The 19,695-nt window shown below is 25.3% G+C and carries 30 protein-coding genes; 29 read left to right on the forward strand and 1 reads right to left on the reverse strand.

The genetic code is table 11. The features are described 5' to 3' along the window. Window positions 1–11 precede the first annotated feature (11 nt). The 4 genes from BTM21_RS04870 (at window position 12) to BTM21_RS04885 (ending at window position 3,391) form a co-directional block, all read left to right on the forward strand. On the forward strand, window positions 12–608 hold the full coding sequence (locus tag BTM21_RS04870) for a DivIVA domain-containing protein (protein WP_021875830.1): 597 nt from the start codon (window positions 12–14) through the stop codon (window positions 606–608). Between the two features lie 139 nt (window positions 609–747). Beyond that, window positions 748–1,659, forward strand: coding sequence for an RluA family pseudouridine synthase (locus tag BTM21_RS04875; protein ID WP_021875829.1), 912 nt, complete (start codon window positions 748–750; stop codon window positions 1,657–1,659). Window positions 1,660–1,670: 11 nt separating this feature from the next. Then, on the forward strand, window positions 1,671–2,219 hold the full coding sequence (gene pyrR / locus BTM21_RS04880) for a bifunctional pyr operon transcriptional regulator/uracil phosphoribosyltransferase PyrR (protein ID WP_021875828.1): 549 nt from the start codon (window positions 1,671–1,673) through the stop codon (window positions 2,217–2,219). Between the two features lie 14 nt (window positions 2,220–2,233). Further along, the gene (locus BTM21_RS04885) at window positions 2,234–3,391 is read left to right on the forward strand and encodes a THUMP domain-containing class I SAM-dependent RNA methyltransferase (RefSeq protein ID WP_079481407.1); all 1,158 of its coding nucleotides are present in this window, start codon (window positions 2,234–2,236) and stop codon (window positions 3,389–3,391) included. A 39-nt stretch (window positions 3,392–3,430) separates the two neighbouring features. On the opposite strand, the gene BTM21_RS04890 is transcribed toward BTM21_RS04885, so the two are convergent. Next, on the reverse strand, window positions 3,431–5,182 hold the full coding sequence (locus BTM21_RS04890; RefSeq protein WP_079481406.1) for an Rqc2 family fibronectin-binding protein: 1,752 nt from the start codon (window positions 5,180–5,182) through the stop codon (window positions 3,431–3,433). A gap of 273 nt (window positions 5,183–5,455) precedes the next feature. Between BTM21_RS04890 and BTM21_RS04895 the strand changes: the two genes are divergently transcribed. The 25 genes from BTM21_RS04895 to nusB all read left to right on the forward strand — a co-directional run bounded on the left by BTM21_RS04895 (window position 5,456) and on the right by nusB (window position 19,672). Further along, on the forward strand, window positions 5,456–5,980 hold the full coding sequence (locus tag BTM21_RS04895; protein WP_096145358.1) for a hypothetical protein: 525 nt from the start codon (window positions 5,456–5,458) through the stop codon (window positions 5,978–5,980). Between the two features lie 95 nt (window positions 5,981–6,075). Then, on the forward strand, window positions 6,076–6,438 hold the full coding sequence (locus BTM21_RS04900; protein WP_096145359.1) for a hypothetical protein: 363 nt from the start codon (window positions 6,076–6,078) through the stop codon (window positions 6,436–6,438). A gap of 221 nt (window positions 6,439–6,659) precedes the next feature. Continuing rightward, window positions 6,660–6,920, forward strand: coding sequence for a hypothetical protein (locus tag BTM21_RS14130; RefSeq protein ID WP_341429545.1), 261 nt, complete (start codon window positions 6,660–6,662; stop codon window positions 6,918–6,920). Further along, window positions 6,917–7,975, forward strand: a complete 1,059-nt coding sequence (locus BTM21_RS04905) for a GspE/PulE family protein (RefSeq protein ID WP_423236783.1) — start codon at window positions 6,917–6,919, stop codon at window positions 7,973–7,975. Before BTM21_RS14130 ends, BTM21_RS04905 begins: the two co-directional genes overlap by 4 nt. Continuing rightward, window positions 7,944–8,279, forward strand: coding sequence for a type II secretion system F family protein (locus BTM21_RS04910; protein WP_096145361.1), 336 nt, complete (start codon window positions 7,944–7,946; stop codon window positions 8,277–8,279). The genes BTM21_RS04905 and BTM21_RS04910 overlap by 32 nt, the downstream gene beginning before the upstream one ends. 224 nt (window positions 8,280–8,503) lie before the next feature. Beyond that, window positions 8,504–8,998, forward strand: coding sequence for a type II secretion system F family protein (locus BTM21_RS04915; protein WP_161493124.1), 495 nt, complete (start codon window positions 8,504–8,506; stop codon window positions 8,996–8,998). Further along, complete coding sequence (locus tag BTM21_RS04920; RefSeq protein ID WP_161493097.1) at window positions 8,995–9,441, forward strand: prepilin-type N-terminal cleavage/methylation domain-containing protein; 447 nt, start codon at window positions 8,995–8,997, stop codon at window positions 9,439–9,441. The genes BTM21_RS04915 and BTM21_RS04920 overlap by 4 nt, the downstream gene beginning before the upstream one ends. A gap of 12 nt (window positions 9,442–9,453) precedes the next feature. Next, on the forward strand, window positions 9,454–9,921 hold the full coding sequence (locus BTM21_RS04925) for a hypothetical protein (RefSeq protein WP_021875821.1): 468 nt from the start codon (window positions 9,454–9,456) through the stop codon (window positions 9,919–9,921). Further along, window positions 9,878–10,381, forward strand: coding sequence for a type II secretion system protein (locus BTM21_RS04930; RefSeq protein WP_079481401.1), 504 nt, complete (start codon window positions 9,878–9,880; stop codon window positions 10,379–10,381). The genes BTM21_RS04925 and BTM21_RS04930 overlap by 44 nt, the downstream gene beginning before the upstream one ends. Then, window positions 10,378–10,827, forward strand: a complete 450-nt coding sequence (locus BTM21_RS04935) for a hypothetical protein (protein WP_131431625.1) — start codon at window positions 10,378–10,380, stop codon at window positions 10,825–10,827. The genes BTM21_RS04930 and BTM21_RS04935 overlap by 4 nt, the downstream gene beginning before the upstream one ends. Before the next feature lie 12 nt (window positions 10,828–10,839). Continuing rightward, complete coding sequence (locus tag BTM21_RS04940) at window positions 10,840–11,529, forward strand: hypothetical protein (protein ID WP_021875818.1); 690 nt, start codon at window positions 10,840–10,842, stop codon at window positions 11,527–11,529. Further along, window positions 11,456–11,863 (forward strand): hypothetical protein, encoded by a 408-nt coding sequence (locus BTM21_RS04945; RefSeq protein ID WP_079481399.1) that lies wholly within the window; start codon window positions 11,456–11,458, stop codon window positions 11,861–11,863. Before BTM21_RS04940 ends, BTM21_RS04945 begins: the two co-directional genes overlap by 74 nt. Further along, complete coding sequence (locus BTM21_RS04950; protein WP_079481398.1) at window positions 11,856–12,218, forward strand: hypothetical protein; 363 nt, start codon at window positions 11,856–11,858, stop codon at window positions 12,216–12,218. The genes BTM21_RS04945 and BTM21_RS04950 overlap by 8 nt, the downstream gene beginning before the upstream one ends. Window positions 12,219–12,381: 163 nt before the next feature. Further along, window positions 12,382–12,939: an elongation factor P gene (efp, locus tag BTM21_RS04955; protein ID WP_021875815.1), complete on the forward strand. Its 558-nt coding sequence runs from the start codon at window positions 12,382–12,384 to the stop codon at window positions 12,937–12,939. 150 nt (window positions 12,940–13,089) lie between these two features. Continuing rightward, window positions 13,090–13,452, forward strand: a complete 363-nt coding sequence (locus BTM21_RS04960) for a CD1247 N-terminal domain-containing protein (RefSeq protein WP_079481397.1) — start codon at window positions 13,090–13,092, stop codon at window positions 13,450–13,452. A 140-nt stretch (window positions 13,453–13,592) separates the two neighbouring features. Further along, window positions 13,593–14,516 carry a stage III sporulation protein AA gene (gene spoIIIAA, locus BTM21_RS04965; RefSeq protein WP_079481396.1) on the forward strand — a complete coding sequence of 308 codons (924 nt, stop codon included), beginning with the start codon at window positions 13,593–13,595 and terminating at the stop codon, window positions 14,514–14,516. Beyond that, window positions 14,504–15,022 (forward strand): stage III sporulation protein SpoIIIAB, encoded by a 519-nt coding sequence (gene spoIIIAB, locus BTM21_RS04970; RefSeq protein ID WP_079481395.1) that lies wholly within the window; start codon window positions 14,504–14,506, stop codon window positions 15,020–15,022. Before spoIIIAA ends, spoIIIAB begins: the two co-directional genes overlap by 13 nt. A 16-nt stretch (window positions 15,023–15,038) precedes the next feature. Continuing rightward, window positions 15,039–15,236 carry a stage III sporulation protein AC gene (gene spoIIIAC, locus BTM21_RS04975; protein ID WP_021875811.1) on the forward strand — a complete coding sequence of 66 codons (198 nt, stop codon included), beginning with the start codon at window positions 15,039–15,041 and terminating at the stop codon, window positions 15,234–15,236. An 8-nt stretch (window positions 15,237–15,244) separates the two neighbouring features. Then, window positions 15,245–15,628, forward strand: coding sequence for a stage III sporulation protein AD (gene spoIIIAD / locus BTM21_RS04980; RefSeq protein WP_021875810.1), 384 nt, complete (start codon window positions 15,245–15,247; stop codon window positions 15,626–15,628). 9 nt (window positions 15,629–15,637) lie between these two features. Further along, entirely contained in the window at window positions 15,638–16,870 is a 1,233-nt protein-coding gene (spoIIIAE, locus tag BTM21_RS04985; RefSeq protein ID WP_021875809.1) for a stage III sporulation protein AE, read from the forward strand. 3 nt (window positions 16,871–16,873) lie between these two features. After that, window positions 16,874–17,458, forward strand: a complete 585-nt coding sequence (gene spoIIIAF, locus BTM21_RS04990; protein WP_021875808.1) for a stage III sporulation protein AF — start codon at window positions 16,874–16,876, stop codon at window positions 17,456–17,458. 10 nt (window positions 17,459–17,468) lie between these two features. Beyond that, window positions 17,469–18,077, forward strand: a complete 609-nt coding sequence (spoIIIAG, locus tag BTM21_RS04995; protein ID WP_021875807.1) for a stage III sporulation protein AG — start codon at window positions 17,469–17,471, stop codon at window positions 18,075–18,077. 38 nt (window positions 18,078–18,115) lie between these two features. After that, window positions 18,116–18,667 carry a SpoIIIAH-like family protein gene (locus BTM21_RS05000; RefSeq protein ID WP_079481394.1) on the forward strand — a complete coding sequence of 184 codons (552 nt, stop codon included), beginning with the start codon at window positions 18,116–18,118 and terminating at the stop codon, window positions 18,665–18,667. Between the two features lie 89 nt (window positions 18,668–18,756). Then, on the forward strand, window positions 18,757–19,143 hold the full coding sequence (locus tag BTM21_RS05005) for an Asp23/Gls24 family envelope stress response protein (RefSeq protein WP_021875805.1): 387 nt from the start codon (window positions 18,757–18,759) through the stop codon (window positions 19,141–19,143). Between the two features lie 124 nt (window positions 19,144–19,267). After that, entirely contained in the window at window positions 19,268–19,672 is a 405-nt protein-coding gene (nusB, locus tag BTM21_RS05010; RefSeq protein WP_021875804.1) for a transcription antitermination factor NusB, read from the forward strand. The last annotated feature ends 23 nt before the right edge of the window (window positions 19,673–19,695 follow it).

Below are 19,695 nucleotides of genomic sequence, written 5' to 3' on the forward strand. Positions count from 1 at the left end.
GGTGATTAAATATGAAGCTTACTCCAATGGATATAAATAATAAGGAGTTTAAGAAGGTACTAAGAGGATATAGCCAAGAAGAGGTTGATGAATTTTTAGATGAAATAGTTGAGAATTATGAAGAGTTATATAAAGAAAATTCAAGATTAAAAGAAGGTTTAGCAAGATCTAATGATCAAATTGAACATTATTCTAAAATAGAAAACACAATTCAAAATACATTGTTATTAGCACAAAATGCAGCTGAGCAAGCAAGAGAAAATTCTCAAAAAGAAGCTGAGATTATAATAAAAAACGCAAATGAAACAGCTCAAAAAATTGTAGACAAAGCACATGCAGATGTGATTCATATAAATGATGAGTATGAGAAAGTAAGACAAGAATTTATAAAGTTTAGAGCTAAATTTAGGAACTTTATGAATACTCAAACTGAAACTTTTGATGAATTAGAAAAAGATTTAACTAAGAATTATAGTGTAGCTCAACCTATTGAAGAAATGTTAGAAGAAAAGAACATTCAATTATCAGAAGCGGCTATAGAAATTGTTACAGAAGAAACTTCAACAGAAGATATGGAAGAAATAAAAAGTTTTTTTGCTAAAAATTAACCTTAAAAATCCGTTTTTACGGATTTTTTTATTTGTTTTTTATTTAAATATATAAAGAATGTATATAATATATTGAGTAAGGTTAGTTAATATATTATAATGTGTTAAGAATTACATAAAGAAATGGAGAATTCTATTTATGAATGAATTTATTTTTACAATAGAAGAAAATTACAAAGGATTTAGAATAGATAAATATCTTTCAGAACTTATAGAAGGTAAATCAAGATCTTTTATTCAAGGATTAATTGATAATGAAGGAGTAGAAGTTAATGAAAAGATAGTAAAAAGTAATTATAAACTAAAAATTGGTGATAAAATTATAGTTAAAATGCCTGAAGCTATAGAACTAGATGTAGAAGCAGAAAATATTGATTTAGATATAATATACGAAGATGAAGATGTTGTTGTTGTAAATAAGCCACAAGGAATGGTTGTTCATCCAGCACCAGGGAATTATACAGGAACTTTAGTAAATGGATTATTATATCACTGTAAGGATTTATCAGGAATTAATGGAGTAATAAGACCTGGTATAGTACATAGAATCGATAAAGATACATCAGGGATATTAGTTGTTGCAAAAAATGATGAAGCACATAACGATTTAGCAGCACAATTTAAAGCACATAGTATAAAAAGAGAATATTATGCTTTAGTTAATGGAAAGTTTAGCAAAGTTGAAGGAACTGTAGATAAACCTTTAGGAAGAAATAAAAAAGATAGATTAAAAATTGCAATTATAGAAGAGGGGAAAAGAGCTGTAACTCATTATAATGTGTTAGAACAATATAATAGTGGCATTTCCTTAGTTAAATGTGTTTTAGAAACAGGAAGAACTCATCAAATAAGAGTTCATATGGCATCCATAGGGCATCCTTTAATAGGAGATCCTTTATACGGACTTAAAAAGCAAAAATTTAAACTTAAAGGTCAAGCTTTACATGCAAAAACTTTAGGATTTATACATCCAAGAACAAAAGAATATATGGAGTTTAATTCAGAACTTCCTAATTATTATATTGAGTTATTAGAAAAATTAAGAAATTAAGGGGGATAAATATGAATTTAAAAGCTAATTTATTAGATGATAAGGCAATTAAAAGAAGTCTTATAAGAATATCTCATGAAATTATTGAAAAAAATAAGGGCGTAGAAGATATAGTGCTAGTAGGAATAAAAAGAAGGGGCTATCCATTAGCAAAAAGAATAGCAAAAAATATAGAAGCTATAGAAGGAATAAAGCTACCGGTAGGATATGTAGATATAACATTATATAGAGATGATATTACAGAGATAAGAGATATGCCAAAAGTAAAAAATGAAGATATAGGTGGAGTTGAAGTAAAGGGGAAGAAAGTTATATTAATAGATGACGTATTATACACTTGTAGAACTGTAAGAGCTGCAATTGATGCAATTATAGATGCAGGAAGACCAAAACAAATACAATTGGCCGTATTAATAGATAGAGGTCATAAGGAGTTACCGGTAAGAGCAGATTTTGTTGGGAAAAATATACCAACATCAAAAAATGAAATTATAGCAGTAGAAATAGAAGAAATAGATGGAACAGATTCAGTAAAAATCTATGAAGGTGAAACTGTATAAAGGAGCAAATGAAAATGGAATATAATTTAATTGCAACAACTACCTTTGGTTTAGAAGGAATAACGGCTAAAGAATTAAAAGCTTTAGGATATGAAGATTTAAAAACTGAAAATGGAAAGGTGCATTTTTCAGGAGATGAAATGGATATCGCTATTGCAAATATTCATTTGAGAACAGCAGATAGAATATTAATAAATATGGGAGAGTTTGAAGCTAGAAGCTTTGAAGAATTATTCCAAGGAACAAAAAAAGTTAAATGGAATGAATTAATCCCTAAAGATGGAATTATGCATGTTAATGGTAAGTCAGTAAAATCAACTTTACATTCTGTACCTGATTGTCAATCAATAGTTAAAAAAGCTATAGTAGATAGTATGAGTGAAGCGTATGGCATATCACATTTTGAGGAAGTTGGACCACTATACAAAATAGAAGTATCTATTTTAAAAGATAAAGTAACATTAACAATAGATACCTCAGGACCAGGATTACATAAAAGAGGGTATAGAGAAGAAGCGGGGGCAGCTCCATTAAAAGAAACATTAGCAGCGGCTATGGTTTTAATTTCAAGATGGAAAGAGGATTTTATATTAGTAGACCCTTTCTGTGGATCAGGAACGATTTTAATTGAAGCTGCAATGATAATGCAAAATATAGCTCCAGGAATGTGTAGAAGTTTTACCTGTGAAACATGGCCAACTATGGATGCTGACATCTTTGAACAAGTTAGAGAAGGTGCTGAAAGGGGTATAAAGCACAAGGATATAAAATTGCAAGGATATGATATAGATGGTAGAATATTAAAAGTAGCTAAAAGTAATGCTCAAAAGGCTGGAGTTTATGATTATATAGAATTCCAAAAAAGAGATTTTAATGAATTTTCAAATAGTAATAAACATGGTTTTATAATTTCTAATCCTCCATATGGTGAAAGACTTGGAGAGAAAGAAGAGGTAGCAAAACTTTATAAAACCTTTGGAATGTATAAAAGAAGATTTGAAGGCTGGGATTATAATATATTAACTTCTTTTGAAGGATTTGAAAATCCTTTTGGAAGAAAATCTTCTAAAAATAGAAAATTATATAGTGGTAAAATAAAGTGTTATTATTATCAATATTTTGATAACAATCTAATCAAAAATGACGGAGACATGGTAATTAATCATATATAAATAAAAAGGCTTAAGATTTTTTTATCTTAAGCCTTTTTGTTATTTGATTATTTTTCCATTTTCAATAGTTAACTTTTTAAAATCTGTAGGTTCAGCATATAGTGTAAAATTAGTATGATAAATTACCATACCTGGCTTAGAACCGTTAGGTTTTTTTAAGTTTTTAACCTTTGTATAGTCTACAGGAACTTTAGTAGAATCTTTTGCTTTACTATAATAGGCTGCTAAAATAGCGGCTTCTTCAAAAGTATTATCAAGAAGTGTATCAGTACAAACAATCACATGAGAACCTGGAATGTTTTTTGTATGAAACCACATATAATTTTTATTAGCAAATTTTAAACTTAAATAATCATTTTGAAGATTATTCTTACCAACATAAATATCGATTCCTTCTGAAGAAATAAAATGTAGTGGTTTAGAACTCTTCTCTTTTTTAGAATTTTTATTTTTATTTCTAAACCTTAAGTATCCAGTTTCAATTAACTCCTTTTTTATATCGTCTATTTCAATATAGTTTTCACAATTTAAAATATTTGTAAGTACAGAGTTTAGATATTCTAACTCTTCTTTATTTTTTTCTAGTTGTTCTATAGCAGATTCTTCAGATTTTTTCAATTTATTATATTTTTTATAATAAAATTGTATATTTTCAGATGGTGTTTTATATTCATCTAAAGATATAGTAATATATTCTTCATTTTCGCTATAGAAGTTTAATAAAGTAACTTCCTTATCACCCTTTTTTAGAGTGTATATATAAGAAGTTAAGAGATCTGCCTCAATTCTAAAAATATCTTTTTTTTCACATTCCTTTAAGATATTATTTAATTTCATAGCCTTTTTAGTACATCTATCAATATTTGTATGGATAAGTCTTTGAAGGTCTATAGACCTACTATTTATTCTTTCTTGTTTATCTTTTATAGCAAAGAATTCATCTAATAATTCATGAGTATTACTAAATTCTATATATGATAGGCCATTATCATATGTTTCTAAAGGTAAACAATAGAAATCTTTATATATTTCATTGTTTTTATAAATTCTATAGGAAATTTTCTCATTTAAATCTAAAATAAATTTATTAGTAAAATCAAAAATGTTTAAAATAGTAGGTGTTGAATATGATGCTATAAGCAAGTTATAAAGATTTATAGATAAAATCTTACTAATTCCAGTAAAAGTTTGTGTGAAAAATAATTCGTTCATTGAAATACTAATATCATTTTTATCAATAAATTCTTCTAAATCTTTTAAAGTGAAGTTAAAAGGATTTAATTTATGAGATTTAGGCGGATAAACATAATTTACTCCAGGATATAATATTCTAAATGTATTTATATCAGGAGTAATATGTTTTATGCATTCCATTACTTTATTATCACGCTCTCTAATAAGGGTTATATTGCTGTGTCTTCCCATAATTTCAATAATTAAAAAATACTTACTATCAAAACCAAGTTCATCAGTAGCTTCAACCTCTAACTTAACAACTCTATCACCATCTAATTGTTGAATTTTAGTTATTTTCCCACCAATTAAGTATTTTCTTAAAACCATAGTAAACATAGGTGCTTGAAGAGGGTTTGGTTTAATTGTATTTGTTAAATGAATTCTTGGAAATTTAGAACTTGCTGAGATTAGTAATTTAATATTTTTTCTATCTTTACGTAAAGTTAAAATTACTTCATCTTTTTCTGGTTGATTTATTTTATCAATTTTAGAATTTAAAATTGTTGAATTTAAATTGTCTACTAAACTATATAAGTATATTCCATCTAAAGCCATTATTGTCATCCTTTCTTTAGTTATAAGATTAAAAATAGTATAACATTTAAGTATATAATATAGCAATGGTATAGAAAACTTAGAGTTTTCATTAAAATTATAATTTGAAGTGGGATATGCTATTGTAGTAGATAAAAATCAAGAGTATAATATTTAATGAGAATAGTATATAAAGGAATATTGAATATATACAAAGGATAAATGTTAGGTGAATATAAAATTTTATGTTCATTATATAAAGTAAGTATTAGCAGTAATAGAAGAGGTAAAAAAATGAAAATTAGCAAAAAATATATCCTTTTAATATTGGGGTTAACATCCACTAGTTTAATTTTAAATGGTTGTAGTAAGAAAAATATTTCAGTAGAAAGTATTCAATTATCCAAAGGGTCAATTGTCAAGGAGGTAGATGGAACCTATTCTAATTACAAATTTGAGTCAAATGAATATTCCAAAATAGAAACTGAAAAAGTTATACTTTCTTATGATTTAGATAGTGGAAATTATATCTATAACTCTAATGGAAAAAATGGAGTTGTAGCTAAAGATAATGAAATTCCAATAGATTACAATAACCCGAAGGATTTGAAGTTATCTAAAGGAGGAAATTATTTTTCATATTTTAAAGATGAGAGTTATATGGAATTAGTTATTAGAGATGTGAAAAATAATAAGGATATACAAATTAATAGCAATGTGGCTATTTCAGGAACTTTAGTAGAATGGTTAAACGAAGATACATTAGTTTATTATGGAATTGATGATAAAAGAATAATGGAATCTTTACTTATAATCTAAAAGAAAATAAGGAAGAATTAATATATAAATTACAAAATGGATTTATACAATTTTTAAGGACTTATGAAGAAAATGTTATATTTGTTCAACAAACAATGGAGAATAATCGTTATTTAAAGATTATAGATTTAAATAAGAACGTTAAAGATATAACAAGTGAAATTATAGAGGTAAGTGATGTTTTATCAACTGAAAAAGGATTATTTGTATTAGGAAAGATGAAAGATAATAATTACTCTATATATAAAATTGAAGGTGGAAATGTAAAAAGATTAGTATTTGATTTTCCTAATATTATACATTTGGAAAAAGGACTTTCTTGTGATAAAGATGGAAATCTACTATTTATAGGAAGTACAAGTAGTTTTTCTAAGGAAAAAGTATATACTTATGTAGATGGATCAATAACGAGTTTAACAAACCTAGAAAGTAAATATCATTTTATTGAAGTAAAATAGATTTTAAATAACACTCATGATTAATATATCATGGGTGTTATTTTTTTGTTTAAGAAAAGTTAACAATTAAAGTGTATTTAAATGGTATGAAATGTAAAATATTTAAATAACGAGAAAATTTATTTTTAGATAAATTATGTTTTAAATAATTTAAGGAGGAGGTAATTATAAGAAGTTTAAAAAGAATTTTAGAAAAATTAGATTTAAATATTGCTAGAAAAATAAATAGGAAATTTGCTTTAGAACATAAGGTAGTACCTATATGTAAAAGTGAAAATTCAATAATAGCTTTAGTAGTATTAGAAAGTGAAGAAATAAAGAAAGAATTAACATTTATTTTTAATACAAAAATAGAATTTATATTCCAAGATGACAAAGCTATAGAATCTATTATAAAAGGGGTGTTTAGTGGAGAAGAGGATGATTTAGAACTAGATATAATAAAAAAGCAATATCTCTGGGGGCATCAGATATTCATATAGAAACTAGAGAATCTGATGTAATTATAAGATTAAGAACAGATGGAATTTTATCTATAGAAAGAAAAATAAAAATTAATGAATACAATGTGTTATTATCTAAAATAAAAATTAAAGGGAATATGGACATAACAGAAAAAAGAAGACCTCAAGACGGAAAATATTCTATAGTTTTAAACTCAAGTGAATATAGTTTGAGAGTATCCACAATACCAATTATTTATGGTGAAAAACTTGTTATAAGAATACTGTATGGTATGGTTTTTAATTATACTATAGAAAATTTAAATCTAAACATGACACAAATAAAAAAATTAAAAAGAATAATGTCTTTGAAAAATGGACTTGTAATAGTTAATGGACCAACAGGTAGTGGTAAATCTACAACCTTATATGCTATGTTGCAATATATAAATAGAGATGAAATAAATATAACAACTTTAGAAGACCCAATAGAAACTATAATTCCAGGAATAAATCAAATGAATTTAAATAGAAAAGCAAATATAACTTTTGCAAATGGTCTTAGAAATATTTTAAGGCAAGATCCAGATGTGATTATGGTAGGAGAAATAAGAGATGAAGAAACAGCTGAAATTGCAGTAAGAGCATCATTAACAGGTCATAAAGTATATTCAACTATTCATACTAAAACACCTAGAGATATATATTTAAGGCTTGAAGATATGGGGATTAAACCCTATCTTATAAAGGACTCTTTAGTTGGAATAGTTTCTCAAAGATTAATAAAAATTTTATGTGATGATTGTAAAAGTAAAATTAAAACTATAGATATAGATGGAAATAATATAGATCTATATGATAAGTGCGGATGTATTAAGTGTAATAATACAGGATATAAAGGTAGAGCTATGATAGCAGCTATACATATTATAAATTCAAATATTTTCCAGGAAATAAAATCTTTAAATAACGATGAGATGATAGATGGATTAATTTGTTTGTTAAAAAATGGATATATAACTCAAGAAGATTTTAAGGATTTTATAATTATGGAGGGCTTTAATGAAAAAAAGTATAAGCAATATTTTCTGTAGAAAAAGTGATAGAGCTTTAGCTTTAATAGCTGAAAATATATGTAGGCTTCATGAAGAGGGGATAGATCTTTTATCTATTATGGATTTATTATTAGAGCTTCCTTTACCTAGGAAATATTTAGATAGTATAAAAGATACTAAATCTTCAATAGCACAAGGGAATACATTAGCAGAATCTTTGAAAGTAAATAATACTATATATCCAGAGTTTTTTATTTCTATGATAGATATGGGAGAGAAAAGTGGGAAATTAAGCACTATTTTAAAATGTTTAGAGCAGTATTATAAAAAATTAATTCAATAAAGAAAACTATAGCTAATGCGTTGAGTTATCCTTTTATTATTATAATAGCAATGTTTTTATTACTTATATTTTTAGCTTTATTTATAATTCCTAGTTTTTATGATGTGTATATGTCTTCAGGTAGTGAAATTCCTAGGAGCTGTTTATTTATATATAAATTTGTAGAGTTTTTTAAAGAAAATAAGTTTATAGGAATTACATATATTTTTTGTTGGGGAATAATATTGCCAAGCGTAATATTTAAATTAATATATAACCTCTATTTAAAAGAAAGACTACTTAAAATTCCAATAGTAAAAAAATTTAATGAGTATATCTTTGTATCATTATTATCTATTATTACAAATAGTGGAGTGAATTTATCTAATGGACTAAACTATTGTACAAATAGTTTTAAATCTAAAATCATTAAAAATAAATTTTTAATGATAAATAAAAAAATTTTACAAGGGAATTCCTTAGGAGATAGCTTGATAGATATAGGGGGTTATTCTAAGTACACTATTGCTGTAATAAAGCTTGGAGAAATGGGGGGAAGTATGGATGAAAGACTAAAAAATCTATCTATATATTTAGAAAATGAAATTAATTTATATATTACAAAATGGATAAATTTAATTCAACCTATGACTATATTATGTATGGCTGGAATAGTGCTTATATTTATTGTTATTTTTGTACTGCCATTATTTGATTCATTATTAGGAGGTATTGGGTGAGTAAAAAGACTGGCTTTACAATAATAGAGTTAATTGTGGTTATTTTTATAATAACTATTGTTATAACTGGTGGATTTAGTATGATAGCATCATTTCAAAAAATTAGAGAAAAGGAAAATATAAATAATGCTATTTATGAAGTGGTAGATACATTAAGTTATGCAAAGGCATATTGTAGGAAAAATTCAAGAGAAGGTGTTGTAGCTATAAATGCTAAAGAAGATTATATAGATTTTTCTTTTGATAGATATAATTATAAGTTCAAAAAAGTATATATGCCTAAAGGAATAAAACTAGTTAGCAATTTTACTTCAGGAACTAGAATAAAGATATCAAAAGATGGATACATAAAGAACTCTGGAACTATAGAAGTAAGATATAAGAAAAAAATAGTAGCAACAATAACTGTATCCGTAGGTAATGACATAATAAATATAAAATAGGATGGCAAGTTAATGAAGAAAAAAGGTAGTTTAATAATAGAAACTTTAATGGGGATTATGTTTTTAACTATAGCTGGAACTATAATGTTAAAGTCTATAATAGGAGGTGAAATGTCTAAGGAAGTACGGAAGATTAGAGAGGAATTAAGTAGAGTATCTCATAGTATTATGAATGAAATAAAGTATAACTATACCTTAGAGAATCTTAATGCAGTTAATAACATTGAACTTAAATATTATGATAATTTTATGATAGATTTATTAACAAAAGATTTAAGTGAAATGCCATTAGGAAATGATATTAAAATAACAAAGGTAAAAACCATTTTGGAGCTAGATAGTAAAGATTTAGAATTCATAAATGGAAGTGAAAAAATAGAAGCGTTAGCTCAATACAAAATAGATATAAATTTAAATGTTGGAGATGTTGGAATAAATGAAAATAGAGAATTCTATAAGAGTTTATGGATGGAAATGTAGTAAGAAAAGAGGATATTCATTAATTGAATTAATAGCTACTTTGTTTATGTCAACGATAATTTTAACTATAGGGGTAAAACTTGTTATATCTTCATATAAAGCTTATAGAGAATTAGAAAATGTAAGTCTTCAAAATAACTTTATTGATGATGCATGTCTAACTATAAATAGATTAACTAACGAGATTATGATTGCTGATATAGTTTGTAGTGATGAAACAATGAAAAATAAAAATGAAATAAAAATTTCCTGTGTGTATAAAAATAATAATAAATATTTTATAAAAGATAAAATTATAAAGTTAAATAGAAGTAAACATCTTATAATAGATATTCCAAATGAAACTGGTACTAATTTTATATTAAAGGATCTTAAAGAATTTAAAGTTATAAAAAAGAAGAATATAAATTATATTTTTATTAAGCATAAGTCAGGAGAAATAAGAGTTCAATGTATATGATAAAAGAAAAAAAGAAAGGATTCGTACTTATTGAATCTTTAGGTATTTTACTTATGGTATCTTTCTTTTCGCTATTTTTAAATAAAATAATTGTTAATAATATTAAAAAATCTAATGTCTATTACACAAAAGAAGATATAAGAACTTTAAGTTTAAATCAAGAAGAAGTTTTAATTGAAGCTATAACATATATAAATAAAAATAGTGAATTAAAAGATAAGATTAAAGGAAATATTGAAAATGATAAAAATGAGTATTTTAAAGAAATAATTAAATCTTCAAAATATAAAGATTTATCTATAGTAGTAAGTAATGAAGCTATTTATATAGAAGAGATAAAAAGTAATTTAAAGAAAATTATAGTTTTAGAAAGTAAATTAAAATTTATAAAGAATCAAGAGATTATAATGCTTATTCCTAAATATTATGAAAGTGATTATATTTAAAAGGAGTATAAAATGAAAAATATAGTAGAAATTCAAGGGAGAGAATGTATCTACAAAGGAAAGACACTTAAATCTAAAGATGAACTAGAATTAATTAAAATTCTAAATAAAAATTTAGAAATAATAATAATAGGAGAACCATTACTTATAAAAATATATGATTTTAATAAAGATGACAAAAATTTAGAAGAATTTATAGAAGAAAATCTAGAAAAAGAATTTTTAGTAAATAGTGATATGCTTTTTCACTACGAATATTTTAAAAAGAATAATTTAGTATATATATATTCTATAAAAAGAGGATTAACAGTAGAAAAACTAAGTAAAGATGCTAAAAAACTTAAGGTAATACCGATTCAGTTCTTAATAAAAGATCTGATAAATAGAAAGTTTAAAAAATATAAAGATATTATTTCAATTACTAAGTTTAGAGATATATATTATTTAACAAGCATCAAAAATAAGATGATAGTAGATTGTGACATTTTAGATATAAATAAAGATATTAATGATATTTTAGTCAGTTATGGTAGTAATAATTTAATTGTCCTAGATGATGATATAAAAGAAAAAATAGATACTTCCAAATTTAAATTAATAAATTTTTTAAAGATAGGAGAAATTATTGATGAAAGGATTTATAAAAAACAAAGACTTTATACCAAAGAATTTTTCAAAAAAGAGAGAAGAAAAGTTAACTAAAGAGGATAATAAGGGAATATTACTTTTGATTTTAATAAATATTTTTATATTACCAATGACAATAAGTAGTATATTTTTAAAAGAAGAACCAGAGATAATAGAAGAGAAAAGTGAAATAGAAGAGATATCTAGTGAAAATATAAAGACATTTATAGATGAAATAGATGATAATTTATTATCTATAAAAATAAAAGATGGAATAGGTGAAATATTAGTAAAGGGAAAAGAAAAAATATTTTCTTTAGAAGAAAATAGAAATATCCTAATTGATAATATAAAAAAATTAGAGGATAATAAATTTTTGCTTTCTATAAAAGGTAATATAGATGAATAATAAGAAAAGTTTATACTTAAAGGGGATTATTATTTTAATAACAATAATTCAAGTTGGTGTTTTAGTTTTATATAAATTAGGAAGTCAAAATCTATATGAAGATACTGAAGTGTTTATAAATAATGCTTATGAGAAGTCTATTAAGGAAATAGAAATGGATTTAGAGAATATTAAAAATTATAGTATAGAAAATTACTATAAAGTAGAAGAAAGTTGGTTAATAGACTTAAATTTAGAAGGACTTGAGAATATATTAGCTAATTTAGATAATATAAATAAATTTTATATAAAAAACTATGATTTTTTTTATGAGAATTCTAAATCTATACTGAAATTAACTTTAAAAAGTAAATAAATTGACTATTATTAATTAAAGTTAGCTTAAATAATTGCATTTATTTATTAATTTTGATAAAATATTTTTGTTATGTCAATAAGATATAATAAATTATGATTAGTTAGTTAACCTATGGGTTATAATAAATAATGAATAAAAGTTATTTTTGGAGGGATATTATATGATATCAGCAGGAGATTTAAGAAAAGGTACAACTTTCGAACATGAAGGACAAGTGTATACAGTTATTGACTTTTTACACGTAAAGCCAGGTAAAGGTGCTGCCTTTGTTAGAACAAAATTAAGAAATGTTATCTCAGGTGGAGTTACAGATACTACATTTAACCCAACTGCAAAATTACAAGAAGCAGTAATTGAAAGAAAAGAAATGCAATATCTTTATTCAGATGGAGAATTATATTACTTCATGGATCAAGAAACTTTTGAGCAAATACCTTTAAACTATGAAAAAGTTGAAGATGCTATAAAATTCTTAAAAGAAAACATGTTTGCAATAATTAAATTCTATAAAGGTGAAGCTTTCTCAGTAGAAGCACCAAACTTTGTTGAATTATTAATAACACAAGCAGATCCAGGAATAAAAGGAAATACAGCTACAAATGCAATGAAACCTGCAACATTAGAAACAGGTGCTGTTGTTAACGTTCCTATGTTCGTTAATGAAGGAGATACTATAAGAGTAGATACTAGAACTGGAGAATATATGGAAAGAGTATAATCTCAGTTAGATGCTAAGTTCTTAAGAACTTAGCATTTTTTTAAATAATTTGATACTATTAGCAAATTATAGGTTATAATTATAATATAAGTTAATTATTTAAATCATTTAGTAGTATAGTGTAGTATTTTAAATTAAGGATGTGTGAAAATGCAAAAAATAAAAAGTAATATTCAATTGTTTAAAGGTAAGTTAGAGTTAATACAAGACAAAGAATATAAGGATTTATTTTATAACATATCATCCATATTAGATTCACTTTCAGAAAAGGTAGAAGAGACTTTAGTAAAACAAGAATATTTAGAAGAAAATGTTCAATATATGGATGAAGATTTAACTGATTTACAAGAGGAGCTTTTTGAAGAAGTATCTTTTGAAGAGTTAGATGACTTTGAAGATGAGTATATAGAGATAAATTGTATTAATTGCAATAAACCAATGTTTATAGAAAAGGAATCTTTAGAAAAGAATAAAAATATTTCGTGTCCTTTTTGTAAAAAGAATATTAAATAACACAAATAATCCCATTTGTTATGGTAATAGCAAATGGGATTATTTTTTTAAAAATATTTTACATATTTAATTATAAGTTTGAATATTATTTGATAGTGAGAAATAAGTTTATATAAACAATAGAGTAGGAAGTGATGATTATGGGAAGAGAAGAAGAAATTTTAAAAGTATTACCTTTAAAGGTTGGAAGTTTAATAAGACATAAGGATTTAAAAGATTCTATTCAAGAAATTAGACTTAAAATTGGTAAACCAATTATCATTTATACTTTTAAAGGAGAAGAAGTTTTAAGTTATGTAACAACAGCAGAAGATATAAAACAAACACTTGTTAAAATTTCAAATTATTCTTTATATGCATATGAAGAAGAAATAAAACAAGGTTATATAACCATAAGAGGTGGGCATAGAATAGGTATTGCAGGAGAATGTGTAATTGTATCAGGAACTATAAGAACAATTAAAAATATATCATCTTTAAATTTTAGAATATGTAGAGAGGTAAAAGGTTGTTCTAATGAAGTTATGAGATATATAACTGAAAATGATAGAGTATATAATACATTAATAGTGTCTCCTCCTAAATGTGGAAAAACTACTATATTAAGAGATGTAGCAAAGAATATATCATCGGGGATGAACATAAGAAATTTAAAAGGAAAAAAGGTATGCATAATAGATGAAAGAAGTGAAATTGCAGCAAGTTTTAATGGAGTACCTCAAATGGATGTAGGAATACGAACGGATGTCTTAGATAATTGCTTGAAAAAAGAAGGCATGATAATGGCAATAAGAAGTTTATCACCAGAAGTTTTAATTTGTGACGAAATTGGAACAAATGGGGATATAGAAGCATTGCAAATGGCATTTAATTCAGGGGTAAATGTTGTAGTAACTTTACATGGATACAGTATAGAAGATATTTATAAAAGAAAAGTTTTTAAAGAAATATTATATTCTTCTATTTTAGATAGAATCGTGATATTAAGCAATAGAAATGGAGTTGGTACATTAGAAAATATATATGAAGTAGGAATGGAGGGGAAATTAAAATGCTTAAAATAATAGCGATTTTAATAATATTTTTAGCATGTACCTACATAGGATTTTATTATGGAGAAAACTTTAAAAAAAGAAGTAGTCAATTAAGTGAGATATTAAAAGGGTTGCTACTTTTAAATAATGAGGTTATGTACACAAATACCCCATTACCAGAAGCACTTAGATATGTTGCCCTTAAAGTAGATTATCCTTTAAGAAATTTACTTTTAAAGGTATCTGAGAATCTTGTTAAAGGAGAGTGTGAAAGTGTATATGAAGCCTTTAAAACAGAATATAAAAAAGAAAAACATGAATTTAGAATTATTGAAGAAGACAAGCTGATAATAAGTGATTTTTTAAAATCATTAGGAGAATCAGGAGTATACGGACAAGATAAAATTTTTAATTTGGCAATAGAAAATATCAAAGGGAATTGTAAAACATCAGAGGTTATTGCTAGTAAAAATACAAAAATGTATAGAGCTTTAGGGTTATGTATTGGAGCTATGCTTAGCCTATTCTTAATGTAAGGGGGGAGTAAATTTTATGCTAGATGTAGGAATCTTATTTAAAATAGGAGCTATGGGTATTTTGTTGGTAGTACTAGATAAAGTTTTAAAAAGTAGTGGAAAGGATGATATAGCAGTAATTACTAACATAGCTGGAGTTGTAATTATTTTAATTACCTTAGTTGGATTAATAGGAAATTTATTTAACACAATAAAGACTATGTTTATGTTGTAGGTGATAATATGGAAATTATAAAAATAGTATCCTTTGCTTTTATAGGGTTATTTCTTTTTATGATATTTAAAGATAGAAGAAGTGATCTTGCTATTTCCATATCAATAGCAGTGGGGGTAATTATATTCTTATTTATAATAGGACAACTAAATGATGTTATATATTTTGTTAAAAATATAGCTGATAAAGCAAATATAGATATGGTTTATATAGGAATAGTTCTTAAAATTTTAGCAATAGCATATTTAACTTCTTTTTGTAGTGAAATATGTAAAGATGCAGGGGCTGGAAGTATAGCTTCTAAGGTTGAATTTTCAGGGAAAATATTAATTTTAGCTTTAGCAATACCAATTTTAATGGCAGTACTAGAGTCAATCTTACAGATATTATAGGTGTTAAATATGAAGAGGATAAAAAAGTTAACAAAAAAAGTTATTTTTATATTTTTATTAGGATTATTTTTAGGGTCTTTATCTTCAATTAAAGTAATTCATGCTGAAGAAAATAGTATAAATAAAGATAATGAATATAATTTAAATATTGAAGATGAAGATATATTAAAGGATGAAGGAGTACAAGAAAAACTTAATGGATTATACAGTTATATAAACAATATGAAAACAGATGTAGAATTAATAAATCAATTAGATCCAATTGAATATTTTAAAAACTATATTAAATCAGGAGAAGGAAATTTATCTTTTAAAAGTATTGTAGGAGCAATAGTAAGTTTTTTATTTAGAGAAGTAAAAATAGTTTTATCACTATCATTATCTATCATAGTTATATCTATAATTTGCTCTTTATTAAAGAACCTTCAATCATCATTTTCAAATGAAAGTATTTCTAATATAGCATTTTTTGCTTGTTATGCTTTGTTAATTGTAATATTATCTAAAAGTTTTTTGGTTTCAATAGAGCTTGCTAAAAATGTAATAATAGAAATATCAGATTTTATGGCTGCTGTATTACCAGTTTTAGTAGTTATGTTAGGAACTGCAGGTGGATTTACTCAAGCAGCAACTATGGATCCAATAATTCTTGGTGCTACATTTATAATTCCAAGAATATATTTAAATATAATAATTCCTTTAATCTTAATGACCTTTGTTCTTCAATTTGCAAATAATATATCAACAGAATATAAAATAGATAACCTTTGCAAGTTAATGAAACAAACAACATTAATACTCCAAGGATTAATTTTAACAATCTTTATTGGATTATTAACAATAAGGGGAATTACAACGTCAACTATAGATGCAGTTACCCTTAAAACAGCTAAGTTTGCAGTTGATACTTTTGTCCCAATAGTAGGGAAATCCTTATCTGATGCAATATCAACAGTTGCAGGATATTCATTAATAATAAAAAATGCAGTTAGTTCTATTGGATTAATTGTAATAATATTAATTATGATATATCCAATAATTAAATTAGCATTAATGTCATTAGTTTACAAATTGACTGCAGCTTTAATTGAACCAATAGGAGATAAGAGAATAACAAATTCAATATCAGCAGCAGGAGATGCGTTGGTTCTTATAATGTCAACAGTAATATCGGTTAGTGTAATGTTTTTTATACTAATTGCAATTATGGCATCAGCAGGAAAGTTTGTCATAGGAGGATAAGATATGGAGACATTAACTAATTTTGTTGTAACTTTAGTAACTATGATTATACTAATGACAGCTATAGAATTAATAGCTCCAGATAATAGTATAAAAAAATATTTAAAATTTGTTTTAGGTTTAATACTAATATCAGTAATGCTTACACCGATTATATCTTTAATATCCAAAGGTGAAAAACAAATAACAAGTGCTATATCTAAATATACAGAAAATCCTTTAGATTCTATAAAAAAAGATAATGATAATTCAGTAAATCAAACAAAAGAAAAAACTTTTGAGAAGAATCTAGAAAAAAATTGCGAGAAAATATTAAAAAGTCAATTTACAAATAGGGATTTTCAAAGTGAAGTTACTTGTAATTTGGATTTAGAGAATATGACGTACTCAATAGATAAAGTATCCATAGGAGTAAAAGATAAGTCTATAAAAAAAGTACAAAAGATTGAAATAAATACAAAAGAAAATGTAAGTGAAGCACTAGCTTTAGATGATAAAGTAGAAAACGAAGAGGAGATTAAAAAGTATATAGGAGAAGCTTTGAATATACAAGCGGATAAAATAGAGATATATAGTATTGATAGATAGGAGGGGGAAAATGGGGAAAGATAACTTTAAAAAAGAGGTAGCTGGCATTTTAAATAATCCTAAATTTCTAAATATCGTAAGTATAGCTTTAGTAATTGCCTTTGTATTACTCGCCATTAGTTTTTTATCGAACAATAGAAAAAAAGAAGTTAAAGAAACTGATGGAACCAATATATCAGAACAAGGCAATGAAGATAAGTCTAATGTACCTAAAGAAATTTTAGATTATGAAGAACAACAGAAAAAGAACCTTAAAGATATACTAAGTAAAATGCATGGTGTTGGTGAAGTAGAAGTAATGATGTATTTTGAAACTGGAGAAATAAAAGTACCAGCCATGAATGAAAATAAACAAGTATCTGAAACAGAAGAATCTGATAAAGATGGGGGAAAAAGATTAAACACTCAAAAAAACGATGGAAGCGAAGTTGTTATGAGCGGTAATGGATCAGAAAATGAACCATTTATATTAAAGACATATAAGCCACAAATAACAGGTATAGTAATAGTAGCAGAAGGGGCTGAAAGTAGTAAAATCAAATATGATATACAAACAGCCGTTGCAAGTTTATATGGAATTTCATTAGATAAAGTTAATGTATATTCCATGAAAAGCTAGCATATAATTTAAAAGAAAGTAGATGGAGGGAGATTATCATGACAAAAAAACAATTTGGAATTATTTTCACACTAATGGCTCTTATAGTATGTGTAGGAGTGTTATCAGCAAAACTAAACAAAAATGGATTAAGTGATCCAACAGATTTTAGTCAAGTATTATCAGAGGATACAGTTGGAGATAAGAAAGATGATGCAAACAAAAAAGAAGAAAAGAAAGAAGAGAAAAAAGATAAACAAACTTTAAGTACTCAAGATTATTTTTATAACATAAAAAGTGAGAAGGAACAACAATCAGCAGCAACTAAACAACAATTAAATGCTATAATATCTGATCCTAACACTTCTCAACAACAAAAAGATGTAGCAACTAATGAATTAACAGAAAAGACAATGCTTGAAGATAAAGAAGGAAGAATTGAATTAAGTGTTAAAAATAAAGGCTTTGAAGATGCGTTATGCTTTATTGAAGGAAATAATGTTAGAGTAGTTGTTAAAGCTGACGAAGTATCAGAAGCAGATAATGCAGTTATTCAAGAAATAGTAGAAGACATTTCATCAATAAGTGATGTAATAATCGAAAAGAAATAATTACATTGTAATCTAACAATTGGTTTGATATAATAAACATAAGAAAAATGGTTTTACTATAATGTAAAACATCAAGGAGGGTAAAGTGAATGGAAAATATGAACAATGAGGCAAACCTTGGAATTGTAAAAATTTCAGATGAAGTAGTAAGTGTAATAGCTGGAATTGCTGCTGGTGAAATTAAAGGTATAGTTGAAGGTCAACAAGCCATTAGTAACAACATATCACATTTATTAAAAGGTAAGAAAAGCGTAGGAAAAAATATTAAAGTTACATTAAATGAAGACAGTGCAGTAATAGATTTAAGTGTAGCTGTAGAGTATGGAATTAAGATACCAGAAGTAGTAAGCTTAGTACAAGAAAATGTAAAGAAAACAGTAGAAGCAATGACAGGATTAAAAGTAGATTCTGTAAACATAAGTGTTCAAAGCATTTACTTACCTAGAAACGAAAAACAAGAATGTAAGGAAGATTAATTTCACCCTCTGACTTTCAGAGGGTGTTTCCTTGTGCTTTAAAGAATTTTATTGTAGTATATACATGATTAATACATTTTTAAAAGGTTAATAATATAATTATGAACATACCTAGGAGGATATAATGAATAGAAAAAAATCAAGAGAATTAGCGATGGAATTACTTTTTGGGATGACATTAAGTAAAAATACTTTAGAAGAAACTATGGAGACATTCATAGAAGACTATGAAATGAATTTAAATACGATAGATTTAGATTACATAAAAGAAATATTATTAAAGGTTCAAGAAAACATAGAAGTAGTAGATTCTAAAATAGAAGCAGCATTAACTAATTGGAAGATAGAAAGAATATCAAAAGTTAATTTAACTATTTTAAGAATAGCTGTAGCAGAAATGATGTTTTTAGATGATGTTCCAAGTAAAGTTGCAATAAATGAAGCAATAGAAGTTACAAAAAGATATTCAGATGAAAAAAGTGTATCATTTATAAATGGTGTATTAGATAAAGCTTTAAAAACTATGTAATTAAAACTAGGTATAGAGGGGGA

The organism is Clostridium chauvoei (assembly GCF_002327185.1).
Classification (GTDB): domain Bacteria; phylum Bacillota; class Clostridia; order Clostridiales; family Clostridiaceae; genus Clostridium; species Clostridium chauvoei.